We start from the raw sequence: 14,559 nt of genomic DNA, 5'->3' as shown, positions 1-14,559 counted from the left end.
CGGCTGCGTGGCGAGGGCACCCTCGTGCAGCACGAGGAGCTGGGTGGCGAGGAGGTCCTGGCGATGGGTGTGCCCGAGTCCATGCGCGCGGTGCGTATCACAGGACACGGAGGGCCGGAGGTTCTTGAGCTGACGGAAGTGGCCGTGCCCGCCCCCCAGGCGGGAGAGGTACTGGTCCGGGTCGGCGCGGTGGCGCTGAACAACACCGACCTGTGGACCCGGGAGGGCGCCTACGGCCGCCCGGGAGACCCGAGGGCCCTGTCGGGCTGGCGGGGCCCGATCGACTTTCCGCGCATCCAGGGCGCCGACGTGGCCGGTCGGGTCGTGGCGGTCGGCCCCGACGTGGGCGGAAGCCTCGTCGGGCGCCGGGTGGTCGTCGACCCGGCGATCTACGACACCGAAGGGCCGGACGCGAACCCGGTGGGCCTGATGGGGAGCGAGCGCGACGGTGGTTACGCCCAGTACGTGACCGCGCCGGCGGAGCGTGTGCACGATGTGACGCAATCCCCGCTCACGGACGACCAGCTCGCGACACTGCCGACCGCCTACGGCACGGCGCTGGGCATGATCGAGCGGGGTCGGCTGCGGGAGGGGGAAACCGTCCTGGTCTCGGGGGCGTCCGGCGGCGTCGGCCTCGCGCTGGTGCAGATCGCCCGCGCGCGCGGCGCGAGGGTGCTCGCCATCAGTAGTGGGCCCAAGATCGATGCGGTGCGCGAGACAGGTGCGCACGAAGTCGTCGACCGCGCAGGAAACGTTGCAGAGCAGATCCGCGCCGCCGCCCCGGAGGGCATCGACGTCGCACTCGACGTCGTGGCCGGCGAACTGGTGAGTGAGGGGCTGCCGCTGCTGCGCGAAGGAGGCCGGTGGGTGATCGCCGGCGCACTGGGCGGGTACGACGTGACCTTCGACGTGCGCCGCCTCTACCTGCACAACGCGCAGGTCATCGGCTCCGCGATGCACACGCCCACGCACTTCGGCCTCCTCATGGACCTGGCTCGCCGGGCCGAGGTCCAGCCCGTTGTCGCCGCGACGTTCCCGCTGGACCGGGCCGCTCAGGCGCAGGAGGAACTCTCCCGCAGAAAGCACGTGGGAAAGATCGTCATGCACCCCTGAGTTCCACCCGACGGATCACGGCCGGAGTCATGAGGGGAGTTCCGCTGACCCGCCTTGACCGCCGGCGCGCCGGATGCCACCACCGTGTCCCAGTGGGCCGTGCGGTCGCACCAGCGGTCGAGGAGGGTGCGGTCGTGACCCACGGCGAGCAGGCCGGCGCCTGTTGCGGTGCGGTAGTCCTCGACGGCCTTGACCAGTGCGGCCGTTGTCGAGGCGTCGAGCATCGCGGTCATCTCGTCGCAGATCAGCCGGCGGGGACGCAGCACCAACGCGCGTGCGAGGCAGGCGCGTTGGGGTTGGTCGTCGCCGACCTCGTTCCGCGTACACGTGGGGATGGTCCCAGGTCCGACGACCGCCGTGGGAACACCTGCCCTCGCCGAACACGGCCCCCGAAGCAGACCGCGTGGGTCGACGCCCCAGGACCGACCGCGTGCGTCGCGGCTGGGCCTGTGTTCATCGGTCCCGCGTTCGGTCAGCGCGGTCCTCGGATGCCGTCGATGATGCGGGTCCAGTTGTCGCCGCCGTGTCCATCCTCGATCGCGCGCCGGTAGTGGGCCTGCACGGCCAGGGGGAGCGCGAGGTCGAGGCCGAGTGACGTGCTGGTCTCGACGATGTGGTCGGACGTGGCGCCCATCATGGTGACCGTGCTGAGGTCGCCGGGGTGCTCTCCGGCGTCAAGCGCGGCGCCGGGGTTCTCTTCACCAGCCCTCAGGATGTCGCCTATCGAGTCCGTGAAGGAGAGCAACTCCGGCAGCGCTTCCCTGGCCTTGGTTCCTGCGGTGCCCAGCATCGCGGTGGCGTGCATCAGTCCGGACAAGGTGGTGAGGAACACCGTGAGTTGGGCTTGGTACATCATCTGGGCGAGGCCCGGGTCCTCGCCCAGATGCTTTGGTTTTCCCAGCAGGGCCAACGTCGCCAGGTGGCGCTGCATCGCGTCGTCGGGGCCGCTGTAGTAGACATGGGCTGCCTCCGTGCCGACCATCGGCGCGGGGACCATGACACCTCCGGTGAGGAAGGTGGCGTCGTGGCCCGCTGCCCAGGTTGCTGCCTCGCGTGTGGTGTCGGGAGTGTCGGAGCTCAGGTTGACCAGCGTCCGGCCGGCGAGCGATTCGGTGGCGCTGTCGAGGACGTCGTACATCACCTGGTAGTCGGTGAGGCTCAGGATCACGAGGTCACTCGCTTCGACCGCCTCGCTGGGTGTCGCCGCGAGCGTCGCTCCGTCGGTGACGACGCCGTCGGCCCGACTGGCGGTGCGGTTCCAGACGGTGACCGGGTGGCCGGCGGTGAGGAGGACGCGCGTCATCGCCTGGCCCATCGGGCCGAGTCCGATCACGGTGACAGCGCTGTTCTGCTGGGTCGTGAGGTTCCGTTGTTCGTTCACTCCTCCATCCTCGAAGAGCGCCACTACTCTCGGAAGTACCCACTATTTTCTGCGGTACTTACCTTTTAGTAAGGGGACCAGTGATGGCCAAGGCGCCGAGACGCGGGCCTTACATCTGCGGCATCGACGCTGCGCTCGATGTAGTGAGCGGCAAGTGGAAGGGACTGATCCTCTGGGAACTCGATACCCGTCACGTCTGCCGCTTCGCTGAGCTCCGTCGCGGTCTGCCGGGAGTGAGCGAGAAGATGCTGACGCAGCACCTGCGCGAGATGGAGGCGGACGGTCTCGTGCGCCGGGAGGTTTATGCCGAGGTGCCGCCGCGGGTGGAGTACTCCCTGACCGAGCACGGGCGCACGCTCAATCAAGCGCTCGGGCCGCTCGGCGCCTGGGGGAGTGAGCGGATGCGTCGCGAAGGCTTCGAGGTGGTCGACGTGGCCGAGACCTCACACGGCTGAGCATCCCGGCCACCCATCCCGTGCGCGCTCCACCCTCCTGAGAGCTGAATCCCGTGGAGCACCGCGAGATCGATGGCGGTGCCCCGCGGGCGATGCCGACAGGGCCGAGGTGGCTTCGGCGCGCGGCAGCGCGGGCGCGCGGACTGCGTCGCCCAGGGCAACCGGACGGCGAGGTCGTCACCGAGCCGCCACACCTGGTTGTCCCAGCCGAGCGCTCCGAGCTTCAGGGGACGGTCCGCCAGGTCGGGGTGCTGCTCGCACAGCAGATCCCGGATCAGGTCCTCGGTGATGTCCCTTGCGGTGGCCGTCATGCGGAGCAACGGGAGTCGGGAAGCGGCCTGCCTCGGCTCCGGTTCCGGCGTGCGGGTGGTCTCGCCGTGGTCTTGCGCTCCGTCACAGGGTGCCCTGGTCGGGGTGCCGTTGCCAAGGACGGGCGGCTGACCAAGCATGGTGGCGATTTCGTCTTCGGTGACCCGGCGACCTGAGGGCATCGAGCAGGCCGTGGCGGTCACGGACCGGCGGCTCCACGGAAGGCGACCGCGCAGGCGTGGGACCGTCTGCATCCCCGGCTGACCCGCTGCGGAGAAATTCCGCGACGGCTCTCGCGGGTCGTGCCAGGGTGAGAGCGTGGCAAAGATCGAGAGGGCAGATGTGTTCGCGACCGGACAGCGCGGTGGGGGTGGCAGTCTCTATGCGTACCGGGTGCGAGGGCTCGGCCGCAGCGGGGTAGTTCTGTGGATCGGTGGCAGGGGCGACGACCCTGATCAGGTGCTGGCGTTGCCAGGAGCTGATCACTGTCGGGTGCCGGTGTTCACGACTGTTCGGCAGGTGCGGGTGTATGCGAGCCGGAGAGGGCGGAGGCTGGCCACTTCTGAGACCGACACGCTGGAGCTCGTCCGTGTCCAGCATTGGTTGAAGGACCCGTCGCGCCGACGCGTCCCCTCGGGTGCGGTGCTGGACGCGTGGAACTTCTTCGAGGATCTGGCCCGAGGACTTGGTGAGGTCCACCGGCTGCCCCAGCAGGGCGCGGTGCATAACAGCGCCTACGAGAAGCTGTTCGGGGACGAGTGCGCCGCATGGACTCCCGACGAGCAACGCGCGGTGCTGGAACTGCTCACGGCCGGGGTGGAGCTGTGGAACTCCTGTCCAGTGCTCGTAAGGGGCGTCGACCTGGCTCCGACGGGTGGGTCGTCTAGTGCTGTGACCGCATAGGTTCGCCGGGGTGGCGCTCGAAGCGGTTGGATGGGCGGTGACGTCCGTTCCGACCGCTGGAGGTGTGGTGGCCGAGCCTGTGCGGGTGCGCCGACTGACCGACCAGGAAGGGCAGAAGCTGCAGCAGATTGTGCGCCGGGGCAGTACCAGCTCGGTGCGCTATCGCCGGGCGATGATGCTGCTGGCCTCGGCCGGCGGGAACCGCGTCCCGGTGATCGCCCGGCTGGTCCAGGCGGACGAGGACACGGTGCGGGAGGTGATCCATCGGTTCAACGAGATCGACCTGGCCTGCCTGGACCCTCAATGGGCGGGAGGCCGTCCTCCCCCAGGGCTCCGCCCGGGGGTACCCCCAGCCTGCTCAGCGATGACGACGAGGACTTCGTCGTCCAGACGGCCACCACCCGCCCCACCAAGCTCGGCCAGCCCGTCACCCGCTGGTCGATCCGTAAACTCGCCGCCTACCTGCGCCGGGTGCACGGAGGCGGCGGCCGTGAAGCCTTACGGTGCCTGCTGATGCGCCGCGGCATCGTCTTCCAGCGCACCAAGGCCTGGAAGGAGTCCCCGGACACCGAGCGTGATACCAAGCTCGACCGGATCGAGGAGGTGCTGGACCGCTTCCCCGACCGGGTCTTCGCCTTCGACGAGTTCGGGCCCCTCGGCATCCGGCCCACCGCGGGCTCCTGCTGGGCGAAGCAGGGCAGGCCCGACCGCCTGCCCGCGACCTACCGCCGCACCCACGGCGTCACCTACTTCCACGGCTGCTACCCCGTCGGTGACGACCGGCTGTGGGGCGTCAACCGCCGCCGCAAGGGCACCGCCAACACCCTGGCCTCGCTGAAGTCGATCCGTGCCGCCCGCCCCGACGGCGCCCCGATCTACATCATCCTGGACAATCTCTCCGCCCCACCGGCGCGGACATCCGGCGCTGGGCGGAGAGGAACAAGGTCGAGCTGTGCTTCACCCCGGCCTACGCTTCCTGGGCCAACCCGAGCGAGGCCCGCTTCGGCCCGCTGCGGCAGTTCACCCTGGTCAACTCCCACCACCCCAACCACACGGTGCAAACTCGGGTCCTGCACCGCTACCTGCGCCGGCGCAACGCTCACGCTCGTCACCCCGACGTGCTGGCCTCCCAACGCAAGGAACGCGCCCGCATCCGCGGCGAGAAGGGCATCCGCTGGGGCGGACGCCCCCTCGGCATTGCAGCTTGAGCAGCCCGCCCGACGTTCTGCGTGGTCACACACTCATGCCGTAGCCCAGCTCCTCAGCCCCGATGTGCCAGAAGGAGTTCTCGTCGGCAACGGCCTCGGCGTCAAGCATCTCGAATCGTTCCAGCAGCGCTTCAGTGAGCGCGTCGGCGGCCTGCTCGGCCAGGTCCACGGCCTCGTCGTCACCCAGACCGTCACCGGACCCCTCGTATGCAGCGGCCTCGGCAGCGGCCTCCTCATAAGCGCGGTTGAAGGCGACGAACGCCTCAATGTTGGAGTTCACCAGTTGGGGAGCACCGCCTTCCGGCAGACACCACAGCGAGCCGTCATCACGCCGCAGAGCGAACGCGCTCAGCCCTGGGTCGACCGCGACCAGGGCATACCGCGCACCTCCGACCGTGCGTTCCGCAAAAGGGGAGGCCTGCCACATCCCGGGGTACGGGCAGTGAGAACATCCGGCCAAGAGTGAGGCGACTTCCGCGTCGATCATGCCGAGAACGTAGTCCGCCCCGCCGGCGCTTCACCAACCCGGTGAAGCTATGCGGTCAGAGCACTAGTGTCCTGCGCCGGAGATCCGTCGGCAGAAGCGGGCGAGGGATTCGAGGATCTCCTCGGCGGTCTTCGCCCAGACGAACGGCCTGGGATCTGAGTTCCAGTCCTTGACCCAGGCGCGGATGTCAGCTTCGAGGCTCTGGACACTTTTGTGTGCGCCGCGGCGGATCTTCTGGTCGGCCAGGAAGCCGAACCACCGCTCGACCTGGTTGATCCACGAGGAGCCGGTCGGGGTGAAGTGCATATGAAACCGAGGGTGTTTGGCCAGCCACGTCCTGATCGCGGGTGTCTTGTGGGTGCCGTAGTTGTCGCAGATCAGGTGGATCTGCAGGTGCGCGGGCACCTCTTTGTCGATCTTGATCAGGAACTTCTTGAACTCCGCCGCCCGGTGCCGGCGGTGCAGGGAGCTGATGACCTCGCCGGTGGCGACGTCGAACGCGGCGAACAGCGTGGTCAGGCCGTTGCGGACATAGTCGTGGGTGCGCCGCTCGGGCATCCCCGGCATCATCGGCAGCACCGGCTGGGACCGGTCCAGGGCCTGGATCTGGGACTTCTCGTCCACGGACAGGACCACCGCGCCCTCGGGCGGGTTGAAGTACAGCCCGACGACGTCGTAGACCTTCTCCACAAAGAACGGGTCCGTGGACAGCTTGAAGGTGTCCGTCAGGTGCGGCTTGAGCTGGAACCTGCGCCAGATCCGGCCGACGGTGGATTTCGACAGACCGCTGTGCTCCGCCATCGACTTCCGCGACCAGTGGGTGGCGTTCTTCGGGATCTCCTCCAAGGTGGCGACCACGACCGCCTCCACCTGATCCACGCTGATGGTGGGCGGCCGGCCCGGCCGGGGCTCGTCGGCCAGGCCGTCCAGCCGCTCGGCCAGGAACCGCCGCCGCCACTTGCGGACCGTGTCCGCGGAAATCCGCAGCTCCCGGGCCACCTCGACGATGGGCGGCACGTCAGGGCCCGCACAGGCCAGCACGATCCGCGCCCGCAACGCCAGCGCCTGGGCGGAGTTCGCCCGCCTCGTCCAGCGTTCCAGCACGGCACGCTCGTCATCGCCCAGCAGCAGCGGTTCCAGCTTCGGACCACGACGCGGCACCGGCACCCCGGCAGGAGAACTCATACACGATCTAACGACGGACTACCGGCGCAGGACACTAGTAGTACTTCGTTAGGTTGGCTGGCGTGGGTGGTGTTCTGGCGGAGCTGAAGCGGGGATGCCGCGGTGGCAGGTGGGGCATGTGCCGGTCCATGCGCGTATGAGGTCCTGGAGCGTGTCGAGGACCTGGTAGAAGGTCAGGCCGGCGCTGTTGCTTTTGGGTCGAGACGGCGGAGGGTGAGGAAGGCGTGGGCCGCAGTGACGAGGGTGGCGTGGTGGTGCCAGCCCCGCCAGGTGCGGCCTTCGAAGTGGTCCAGGCCCAGGCCGTGCTTCATCTCGCGGTAGTCGTGCTCGATCCGCCAGCGCATCTTCGCCAGGCGGGCCAGGTGCCGCAGGGGGGTGTCGGCGGGCAGGCTGGTCAGCCAGTACTCGGTGGGTGCCTTCTCGCCGGCGGGCCATTCACTCAGCAGTGTCGCCGGGGGCAGAACGCCGTCCCAGGCGGTGGGGCCGCCCGCCCAGGCCATCGCGTGTCTGCGGGCCGCGACACCGGCCGGACGCACGATCCGCACCCGGAATCTCGAGCGCATCGGCCCCTTGGACCCAGTGCGCCAGGTCGCCTGCCGGTAGGCCTTGCGGCCGGTTTCGGCGGCCAGGTCCTTCAACGAGAACGCTCCGGTGCGGTAGCGCAGGGCGGGCCTGCGGCCGGTCCCGCTCCAGGCCGGTGCGGTGGGCACGGCGTCATGCGGATGAGCGGATTCGTCCGCCCGCACCGCGACGACGAAGTCCAGTCCGCGGTCAGCCAGAGCCTGCCGGAACGCGGTGTTCTGCCCGTACCCGGCATCCGCGACGATCACCTGCGGGACAAGGCCCCAGCCGCTCGCCTCGTCGATCAATTCCAGGGCCAGCCGCCACTTCTCCCGGTGCCCCACCTCCTCGGGCACCCCCGCCCTGGCCCGGCGCCCGGCGTCGTCCTGCCACTCCTGCGGCAGGAACAGCCGCCACGAGATCGGCACGGACGCGGTGTCGGACGCGGCATGCAGGCTGACCGCGACCTGGCAGTTGGACTGCTTGCCCAGCGCCCCACACCACTGCCGGGCCACCCCCACCGACATCTTCCCGTCCTTGGGGAACGACACGTCGTCGATCACCCACACCATGGGATCGACGACGGGGACCGTCTTGACGGCCACCGCCCGCAACACCGCGGCGTGGTCCCACGGCGACTGGTTCACGAACTGCTGCAACGCCTGCATATCGCCGTCCGGCAGCCGCTCGGCCATCGGCTGGATCGACTTCCTGCGACCGTCCAGCATCAACCCGCGCAGGTAGCAGTCGCCCTTCGCCCGCTGATCCCGGCGCGGCACCGACGCGAACACCTCGGCCACGAACGCGGCCAACTCACCCCGGAGTTGCTCGATCTCCCCCAAGTCCACACGGGCAGCCTGCCGGACTCGGCACCCAAGATCAAACCAACCTAACGAAGTACTACTAGGGGCTGCGCCGGAGATCCGTCGGCAGAACCGGACGAGGGATCTCCGGCGCAGCACACTAGCGGGGTTGGGGGCCGGGCGCCGGGCGGACACCGAGGTGGACGACGGAGGCGGGCATCGGCTCGGTCGGTGGAGAACGTCCGGCTGGGCGAAGCTGTGGCCGACCCGTCACGGCGTATCAGCCGCCGTCTCGCCTCCGCCTCAGCCGCGACTGTCAGAGGTGCGCAGTACGGTCCTGCCATGACAGCCAGAATCGATCTGACCCTTGATTGCGCAGACGCGAAGCTTCTTGCCGAGTTCTGGAAGACGGCCCTGGGGTATGTGGACGAGCCGCCGCCCGCTCCCTTCAAGACCCGCGAGGAGTGGCTCGCGCAGTTCGACCTTCCGGAGGACGACTCCGCGGACGACGGCGCGTGGCTCTGCGATCCTGACGGCGTCGGGCCCCGGCTCTGCATCCTCAAGGTCCCTGAACCGAAGACCGCGAAGAACCGACTCCATATCGACGTCCGGGTGCCGGGACACGGCAGTCACGATGAACGGTGGGCGCGGATCAGGGCGGAGTCCGAGCGGCTGGTGAAAGCGGGCGGGAGCGTCCTGGAGGAATGCGACGAGCACCATGTCGTGATGGCCGACCCGGAGGGCAATGAGTTCTGCATTGCCGCGGCCTCGGCGTGAGGTTGACCGGGGCAGGATCCCTTACCCCACCACGAGGGGCGTCGCGGAATGTCAGGGGTGGCTGTAAGCCATCGCGGAGCGACGCTCGAAGAGCCCCTCGACCGGCCGTGGCGCTCCCACGCCCTCCGGAGGCCGGGCGGGCCCCCTTCTGTGACTGAGCGCTCCGGCTGCCCGACTGGTCAACCAGAGCGCCCGAAGCAAGTGCCGGCCGGAGCGGTCGCCGGAGGCGGGGTACCGCCCCGGCGTCCGGTCAGCGGGTGGCGAGGAGCTCGAGCGTGTCGATCACGCGGTTCGAGAAGCCCCACTCGTTGTCGTACCAGGCGACCACCTTGACGTGGCGGCCGTCGACGCGGGTGAGGGCCGAGTCGAAGATGGAAGAGGCGGGGTTTCCCGTGATGTCGGACGACACGAGCGGGTCGTCCGAGTACTCGAGGACGCCGGCGAGCGGCCCCTGTGCCGCGGCGCGGTACGCCTCCAGCACGTCGTCGCGCGTCACGTCGCGGGCGACGGTCGTGTTGAGTTCGACGATCGAGCCCACCGGCACCGGTACGCGGATCGAGTCGCCCGACAGCTTGCCGTCGAGGTTCGGCAGCACCAGGCCGATCGCCTTGGCGGCACCGGTCGTGGTCGGCACGATGTTGACGCCGGCGGCCCTGGCGCGACGGGCGTCGCGGTGCGGACCGTCCTGCAGGTTCTGCTCCTGCGTGTAGGCGTGCACCGTCGTCATGAACCCGTGCTCGATACCGGCGAGTTCGTCGAGGACCACGGCCAGCGGCGCGAGCGCGTTGGTGGTGCAGGAGGCGTTCGAGACGACCGTGTGCACGGCCGGGTCGTAGGCGTCGGTGTTGACCCCGAAGGCGAGCGTGACGTCGGCGCCGTCCGACGGCGCGCTGACGAGCACCTTCTTCGCGCCCGCGTCGAGGTGGGCGCGGGCCGCCTTGGCCGAGGTGAAGCGGCCGGTGGCTTCCAGGACGATGTCGACGCCGAGTTCGGCCCACGGCAGCTGCGCCGGTTCACGCTCGGCCAGCACCGTGATCCGGCGGCCGTCGACGACGAGGGCGTTCCCGTCGACGGTCACCGGGCGCCCGAGCCGGCCGGCCGTGCTGTCGTAGGCGAGCAGCCGGGCGAGCGTGGCGGGCTCGGTCAGGTCGTTGACGGCGACGACCTCGAGGGCGCTGTCGCGCTCCAGCAGTGCGCGCAGCACATTGCGTCCGATGCGGCCGAATCCGTTGATGGCGATGCGAGTCATGAGTGGTGTCCCTTCCCTTCGCCACCAGGCTCGCCCGCGGCTCGCGCCGCTGACAGTGGCGGGGTCGCCATGGTTCGAAAGGATCTCGCCACGCGGTGCCGGGCGGGTTACTCGCCCAGGGTGAAGGTGCGCCGGTACTCGCTCGGGGTGGTGCCGAGGATGCGCTGGAAGTGCAGCCGCAGATTCGCGCCGGTGCCGAGGCCGACGTCGGCGGCGATCTGCTCGACGCTGCGCTGCGACCGCTCCAGCAGTTCGCGGGCCACGTCGACGCGGGCGCGCATCACCCACTGCATCGGCGTGTAGCCGGTCTCCTCGACGAAGCGCCGGGAGAACGTGCGCGGCGAGACCCCCGCCTGCCGCGCCAGTACGTCGAGGGTGAGGGGATCGCCGAGCCGGTGCAGCGCCCACTCACGGGTGGCGGCGAACCGCTCGCCGAGCGGTTCGGGGACGCTGCGCGGCACGTACTGGGCCTGACCGCCGCTGCGGTAGGGGGCCGCGACCAGACGCCGGGCCGCGTGGTTGGACGCGGCCACCCCCAGGTCGCCGCGCAGGATGTGCAGGCACAGGTCGATGCCGGAGGCGGCGCCGGCCGAGGTGAGCACGCTGCCCTCGTCGACGAAGAGCACGTTCTCGTCGACCTGGACGAGCGGATGCCTGGCCACGAGTGCCCGCGTGTAGTGCCAGTGCGTCGTGGCGCGCCTGCCGTCGAGCAGGCCCGTGGCGGCGAGCGCGAAGGCGCCCGTCGAGATGGCGGCGAGCCGCGCGCCCCGGTCGTGGGCGGCGATCAGTGCGGCGACGACGGCCTGCGGCGGGTCGTCGCGGTCCGGGAACCGGTAGCCGGGGACGAAGACGATGTCGGCCCACGCAAGGGCGTCGAGGCCGTGGGCGACGTAGTACGCGAGGCCGTCGCCGCCGGTCACGAGACCGGGTGTCGCCCCGCACACCCGCACCTCGTACGGCATGCTCGCGCGGGTCGTGAAAACCTGCGCGGGAATTCCGACATCGAGCGGCTTCGCGCCCTCGAGCACGAGGACGGCGACGCGATGCAGGCGGGGGGCTGGCACAGGAAGAGGTTACGTGGGGCGTGACGTCGATACGCTCACTGCGCGGACCGGGCAGACGACACCGGCCGGGCTGTCTTTCACGTTGCAGTCCACGCCCGTCCCGCCCGTCGCCCCGCCGCCAGTCGTTCTGAGACCAAAACCGCGCTCAGGCGGATACGACGTGAAATGTGATGTGCGCCGTTTCTACCTGCACAACGCGCAGGTCATCGGCTCCTCGACGCACACGCCCACGCACTTCGGCCTCCTCATGGACCTGGCCCGTCAGGCCGAGGTCCAGCCCGTCATCGCCGCGGCCTTCCCACTGGACCGGGCCGCTCAGGCGCAGGAGGAACTCGCCCGCAGGGGGCACGTGGGAAAGATCGTCATGCACCCCTGAGTTCCATCCGGCGGATCACGGTCGGAGGTGTCGGCGTACTCGCTCATGCGCGGAGCCGGGTACGGATGAACGTGCGGAGCAAGCAGCCTCTTGACGGGCACGCGCCGCTACTCCGCCGTGACCGGCCGGGCCGTCACCGTGTCCCAGTGGACCGTGCGGTCGCACCAGCGGTCGAGGAGGGTGCGGTCGTGGCCGACGGCGAGCAGGCCGGCGCCTGTTGCGGTGCGGTAGTCCTCGACCACCGCCACCAGGGCGGCCGTGGTCGAGGCGTCGAGCATCGCGGTCATCTCGTCGCAGATCAGCCAACGGGGGCGCAGCACCAACGCGCGGGCGAGGCAGGCGCGTTGGAGTTGGCCGTCGCTGACCTCGTGGGGGCGGCGGGTGAGCAGGTCGGGGGTGAGGCCGACGGTGGAGGCCAGTTCGGCGACCCGGTCGGGGGCTTCGGCGCGGCGGCCCGTGGCGCGCAGGGGTTCGGCTATCAGGTCGGCGAGGGTCAGACGGGGGTCGGCGGAGAGGCGGGGCTGCTGGAAGACGACGCCGAAGGCGGTGCGCAGCGCGCGGGGGGCGCGGTGGCGCCAGTGGCGTACGGGGGTGCCGTCGAGGGTGAGGGTGCCGGCGTCGGGGCGGTGCAGGAGGGCGGCGACCCTGGCGAGGGTGGATTTGCCGCAGCCGCTGGGGCCGAGCAGGCCGACGGCCTCGCCGGGGGCGACGGTGAGGGAGGCGTTCCGGACGGCGGGGGCCGACCGTCGGTCGTAGCCGGCGGTGATGTCGCGGAGTTCAAGCACGGACGACGTCCTCCGGGGTCAGGGCCTCGACCGGGACCGGGTGGTGGCAGGCGACCGACGCGGTGAGGGGCGGGAGGGTCGCGCAGGTGGTGGTGGCTCGGTCGCAGCGGGGGGCGAAGGCGCAGCCGTCGGGGAGGGCGCCGAGTTCGGGGGGCATGCCGGGGATGGGGGTGAAGGCGCGGTCGGGGAGGGCGTTCAGGAGGCCGCGGCTGTAGGGGTGGCGGGGGCCGGGGGTGCCGAAGAAGGTGTCGGCTTCGGTGAGTTCGACGATGCGGCCCGCGTACATGACGGCGACCCGGTCGGCGATGCGTTCGGCTGCCGTCAGGTCGTGGGTGATCATCAGGAGGGCTCGGGCGTGGTCGGTGCCGTCGCCGGGGGCGTCGACGTGCCGGCGTAGTTCGTCGACGGTGTGGTCCACCAGGTCGCGGTCGAGGCCGGTGGTGGGTTCGTCGGCGAGGAGGAGGGGTGCGTCGCCGATGAGGGCGAGGGCGGTGGCGGCGCGTTGGGCGAGGCCGCCGGAGAGTTCGTGGGGGTGGCGGTCGAGGTGGTCGGCGGGGAAGGCGGCGCGGGCGGCGGCCTTCTCGGCGGCGGTGCGCAGGGCCGTGCGGCCCCGGAGGCCGGTGAGTTCGGCGACCGTCTCCTCCATCTGGGAGCGGATGGTGCGGACGGGGGTGAGATGGGCGGCCGGGCTCTGGGGGATGAGGCCGATGCGGCGGCCGCGTACGGTGCGGGCGAGGGTGCGTTCGTCGGCGGTGAGCAGGTCGAGTTCGCCGAGGTGGGCGTGGCCGGCGGTCTGGGCGTTGGCGGGGAGCAGGCCGAGCAGGGCGGAGGCGAGGACGGACTTGCCGCAGCCGCTCTCGCCGATCAGGGCGAGGCATTCGCCGGGCGCCACGTCGAAGTGGGCGTCGGTGACTGCGGCGATGCGGCCTCCGCCGGGTACCAGGAAGCGCACCGACAGTCCGCGGACCGACAGCACGGGAGGTCGCTCGGTCACAGCGTCAGCTCCGATCGGCGGCGGGGGTTGATCCGCTCCCGCCAGACTCCGGCGAGTCCGGCGATGGCGAGGGTGGGGATGATCAGGAACAGGCCGGGGAAGAGGGTGGGCCACCAGTGGCCGGCGAGCAGGGAGCCGCGGGCGCCCTGGATGAGGGTGCCGAGGCTGGCGGTGTGGGCGGGCAGGCCGAGGCCGAGGAAGGACAGCGCCGACTCGTGCCACATGGCGTGCGGGATCATCAGGACGGCGGCGAGGCCGGCCTGGGGCAGTACGCCGGGCAGCAGGTGCCGTAGCACCACCCGCCGGCGGGAGGCGCCGCCGGAGACGGCGGCGTCGATGTAGGGGCGGGAGCGCAGGGAGAGGACCTCGGCGCGGACGATGCGGGCGGTGGACAGCCAGTGGGTGAGGGCGACCGAGATCACCACGGGCCAGACGCCGGGGCGGAACATGGCGACGATGAAGATGCCGAGCAGCAGGTGCGGGACGGAGGAGATGGTGTCGACCAGGCGCATGACGAGGCGGTCGACCCAGCCGCCGAGGGCTCCGGCGGTGGCTCCGACGGCGGTGCCGATGACGGTGGCGGTGAGCGCGGCCACGACGCCGACGAGCAGGGAGACGCGGAGGCCGTAGACGCAGCGCAGCAGGAGGTCGCGGCCGACGTCGTCGGTGCCGAAGGGGTGGTCCCAGCTGGGTGGGAGGAGTTTCGAGGCGAGGTCGACGGCCTGCTGGTCGAGTTGGACCAGTGGGGGGACGAGCAGTACCGCGAGGGCGGTGAGGCCGACCAGGGTGGCGGAGACGCGCAGCCGCAGGGTGTGGGTGGAGCGGCGGGTGGTGCCGTGCGAGCGCCAGGCGGTCGCGGCCGTGGGGGTGGTCGCGTCGGCCTTCTCGACGGTGGTGTCAGCCATGGGG

General features: G+C 70.7%; 13 protein-coding genes and 4 pseudogenes. 6 read left to right on the top strand and 11 right to left on the bottom strand.

Annotated features, from left to right (window positions below; genetic code table 11):
- Positions 1 to 63 precede the first annotated feature (63 nt).
- Complete coding sequence (locus ACVW19_RS26240; protein WP_457464784.1) at positions 64 to 1,113, top strand: zinc-binding dehydrogenase; 1,050 nt, start codon at positions 64 to 66, stop codon at positions 1,111 to 1,113.
- On the opposite strand, the pseudogene ACVW19_RS26235 reads toward ACVW19_RS26240, so the two are convergent.
- Positions 1,053 to 1,430 (bottom strand): annotated as a pseudogene (locus tag ACVW19_RS26235) (hypothetical protein); the annotation flags it as partial. The gene ACVW19_RS26240 and the pseudogene ACVW19_RS26235 sit on opposite strands and share 61 nt — an antisense overlap.
- Before the next feature lie 155 nt (positions 1,431 to 1,585).
- Positions 1,586 to 2,494 carry an NAD(P)-dependent oxidoreductase gene (locus tag ACVW19_RS26230; protein ID WP_457462280.1) on the bottom strand — a complete coding sequence of 303 codons (909 nt, stop codon included), beginning with the start codon at positions 2,492 to 2,494 and terminating at the stop codon, positions 1,586 to 1,588.
- A gap of 83 nt (positions 2,495 to 2,577) precedes the next feature.
- On the opposite strand from ACVW19_RS26230, the gene ACVW19_RS26225 reads away from it, so the two are divergent.
- Complete coding sequence (locus ACVW19_RS26225; RefSeq protein WP_457462279.1) at positions 2,578 to 2,949, top strand: winged helix-turn-helix transcriptional regulator; 372 nt, start codon at positions 2,578 to 2,580, stop codon at positions 2,947 to 2,949.
- Between the two features lie 137 nt (positions 2,950 to 3,086).
- Here the strand turns inward: ACVW19_RS26225 and ACVW19_RS26220 are convergent.
- Positions 3,087 to 3,260, bottom strand: a pseudogene (locus tag ACVW19_RS26220) (aminoglycoside phosphotransferase); the annotation flags it as partial.
- A gap of 316 nt (positions 3,261 to 3,576) precedes the next feature.
- Between ACVW19_RS26220 and ACVW19_RS26215 the strand changes: the two are divergent.
- Complete coding sequence (locus tag ACVW19_RS26215) at positions 3,577 to 4,161, top strand: hypothetical protein (protein ID WP_457462277.1); 585 nt, start codon at positions 3,577 to 3,579, stop codon at positions 4,159 to 4,161.
- 67 nt (positions 4,162 to 4,228) lie between these two features.
- Positions 4,229 to 5,369: pseudogene (locus tag ACVW19_RS26210) on the top strand (IS630 family transposase).
- A gap of 25 nt (positions 5,370 to 5,394) precedes the next feature.
- Here ACVW19_RS26210 and ACVW19_RS26205 read toward each other — a convergent pair.
- The 3 genes from ACVW19_RS26205 to ACVW19_RS26195 form a co-directional block, all read right to left on the bottom strand.
- Positions 5,395 to 5,856, bottom strand: coding sequence for an SUKH-4 family immunity protein (locus ACVW19_RS26205; protein ID WP_457462275.1), 462 nt, complete (start codon positions 5,854 to 5,856; stop codon positions 5,395 to 5,397).
- A gap of 63 nt (positions 5,857 to 5,919) precedes the next feature.
- On the bottom strand, positions 5,920 to 7,041 hold the full coding sequence (locus tag ACVW19_RS26200) for an IS630 family transposase (RefSeq protein ID WP_457462273.1): 1,122 nt from the start codon (positions 7,039 to 7,041) through the stop codon (positions 5,920 to 5,922).
- A gap of 173 nt (positions 7,042 to 7,214) precedes the next feature.
- Positions 7,215 to 8,450, bottom strand: a complete 1,236-nt coding sequence (locus ACVW19_RS26195; RefSeq protein ID WP_457462272.1) for an IS701 family transposase — start codon at positions 8,448 to 8,450, stop codon at positions 7,215 to 7,217.
- A 297-nt stretch (positions 8,451 to 8,747) separates the two neighbouring features.
- On the opposite strand from ACVW19_RS26195, the gene ACVW19_RS26190 reads away from it, so the two are divergent.
- Positions 8,748 to 9,182, top strand: coding sequence for a VOC family protein (locus ACVW19_RS26190; protein ID WP_457462270.1), 435 nt, complete (start codon positions 8,748 to 8,750; stop codon positions 9,180 to 9,182).
- Positions 9,183 to 9,432: 250 nt separating this feature from the next.
- On the opposite strand, the gene gap is transcribed toward ACVW19_RS26190, so the two are convergent.
- Together gap and ACVW19_RS26180 are read right to left on the bottom strand one after the other, a co-directional pair.
- The gene (gap, locus tag ACVW19_RS26185; RefSeq protein WP_457462268.1) at positions 9,433 to 10,431 is read right to left on the bottom strand and encodes a type I glyceraldehyde-3-phosphate dehydrogenase; all 999 of its coding nucleotides are present in this window, start codon (positions 10,429 to 10,431) and stop codon (positions 9,433 to 9,435) included.
- 107 nt (positions 10,432 to 10,538) lie between these two features.
- The gene (locus ACVW19_RS26180; protein WP_457462267.1) at positions 10,539 to 11,495 is read right to left on the bottom strand and encodes a GlxA family transcriptional regulator; all 957 of its coding nucleotides are present in this window, start codon (positions 11,493 to 11,495) and stop codon (positions 10,539 to 10,541) included.
- A 148-nt stretch (positions 11,496 to 11,643) separates the two neighbouring features.
- Here ACVW19_RS26180 and ACVW19_RS26175 point away from each other — a divergent pair.
- Positions 11,644 to 11,871 (top strand): annotated as a pseudogene (locus ACVW19_RS26175) (zinc-binding dehydrogenase); the annotation flags it as partial.
- A 107-nt stretch (positions 11,872 to 11,978) separates the two neighbouring features.
- Here ACVW19_RS26175 and ACVW19_RS26170 read toward each other — a convergent pair.
- From ACVW19_RS26170 to ACVW19_RS26160, 3 genes are read right to left on the bottom strand one after another with little or no spacing between them, the layout of a single operon-like run.
- Positions 11,979 to 12,656, bottom strand: coding sequence for an ABC transporter ATP-binding protein (locus ACVW19_RS26170; protein WP_457462265.1), 678 nt, complete (start codon positions 12,654 to 12,656; stop codon positions 11,979 to 11,981).
- Positions 12,649 to 13,650, bottom strand: coding sequence for an ABC transporter ATP-binding protein (locus ACVW19_RS26165; protein ID WP_457462263.1), 1,002 nt, complete (start codon positions 13,648 to 13,650; stop codon positions 12,649 to 12,651). Before ACVW19_RS26165 ends, ACVW19_RS26170 begins: the two co-directional genes overlap by 8 nt.
- Positions 13,647 to 14,555, bottom strand: coding sequence for an ABC transporter permease (locus ACVW19_RS26160; RefSeq protein WP_457462261.1), 909 nt, complete (start codon positions 14,553 to 14,555; stop codon positions 13,647 to 13,649). The genes ACVW19_RS26165 and ACVW19_RS26160 overlap by 4 nt, the downstream gene beginning before the upstream one ends.
- Positions 14,556 to 14,559 lie beyond the last annotated feature (4 nt).

This window comes from Streptomyces sp. TE5632 (assembly GCF_054061295.1).
This window is presented reverse-complemented; position numbering and strand designations above follow the sequence as displayed.

Excerpts from the sequence above, each read along its gene's own strand:
- ACVW19_RS26190 (WP_457462270.1), top strand. The coding sequence starts at position 8,748 with ATGACAGCCAGAATCGATCTGACCCTTGATTGCGCAGACGCGAAGCTT.
- ACVW19_RS26240 (WP_457464784.1), top strand. The coding sequence starts at position 64 with ATGGGTGTGCCCGAGTCCATGCGCGCGGTGCGTATCACAGGACACGGA.
- gap (WP_457462268.1), bottom strand. The coding sequence starts at position 10,431 with ATGACTCGCATCGCCATCAACGGATTCGGCCGCATCGGACGCAATGTG.
- ACVW19_RS26225 (WP_457462279.1), top strand. The coding sequence starts at position 2,578 with ATGGCCAAGGCGCCGAGACGCGGGCCTTACATCTGCGGCATCGACGCT.
- ACVW19_RS26205 (WP_457462275.1), bottom strand. The coding sequence starts at position 5,856 with ATGATCGACGCGGAAGTCGCCTCACTCTTGGCCGGATGTTCTCACTGC.
- ACVW19_RS26160 (WP_457462261.1), bottom strand. The coding sequence starts at position 14,555 with ATGGCTGACACCACCGTCGAGAAGGCCGACGCGACCACCCCCACGGCC.
- ACVW19_RS26200 (WP_457462273.1), bottom strand. The coding sequence starts at position 7,041 with ATGAGTTCTCCTGCCGGGGTGCCGGTGCCGCGTCGTGGTCCGAAGCTG.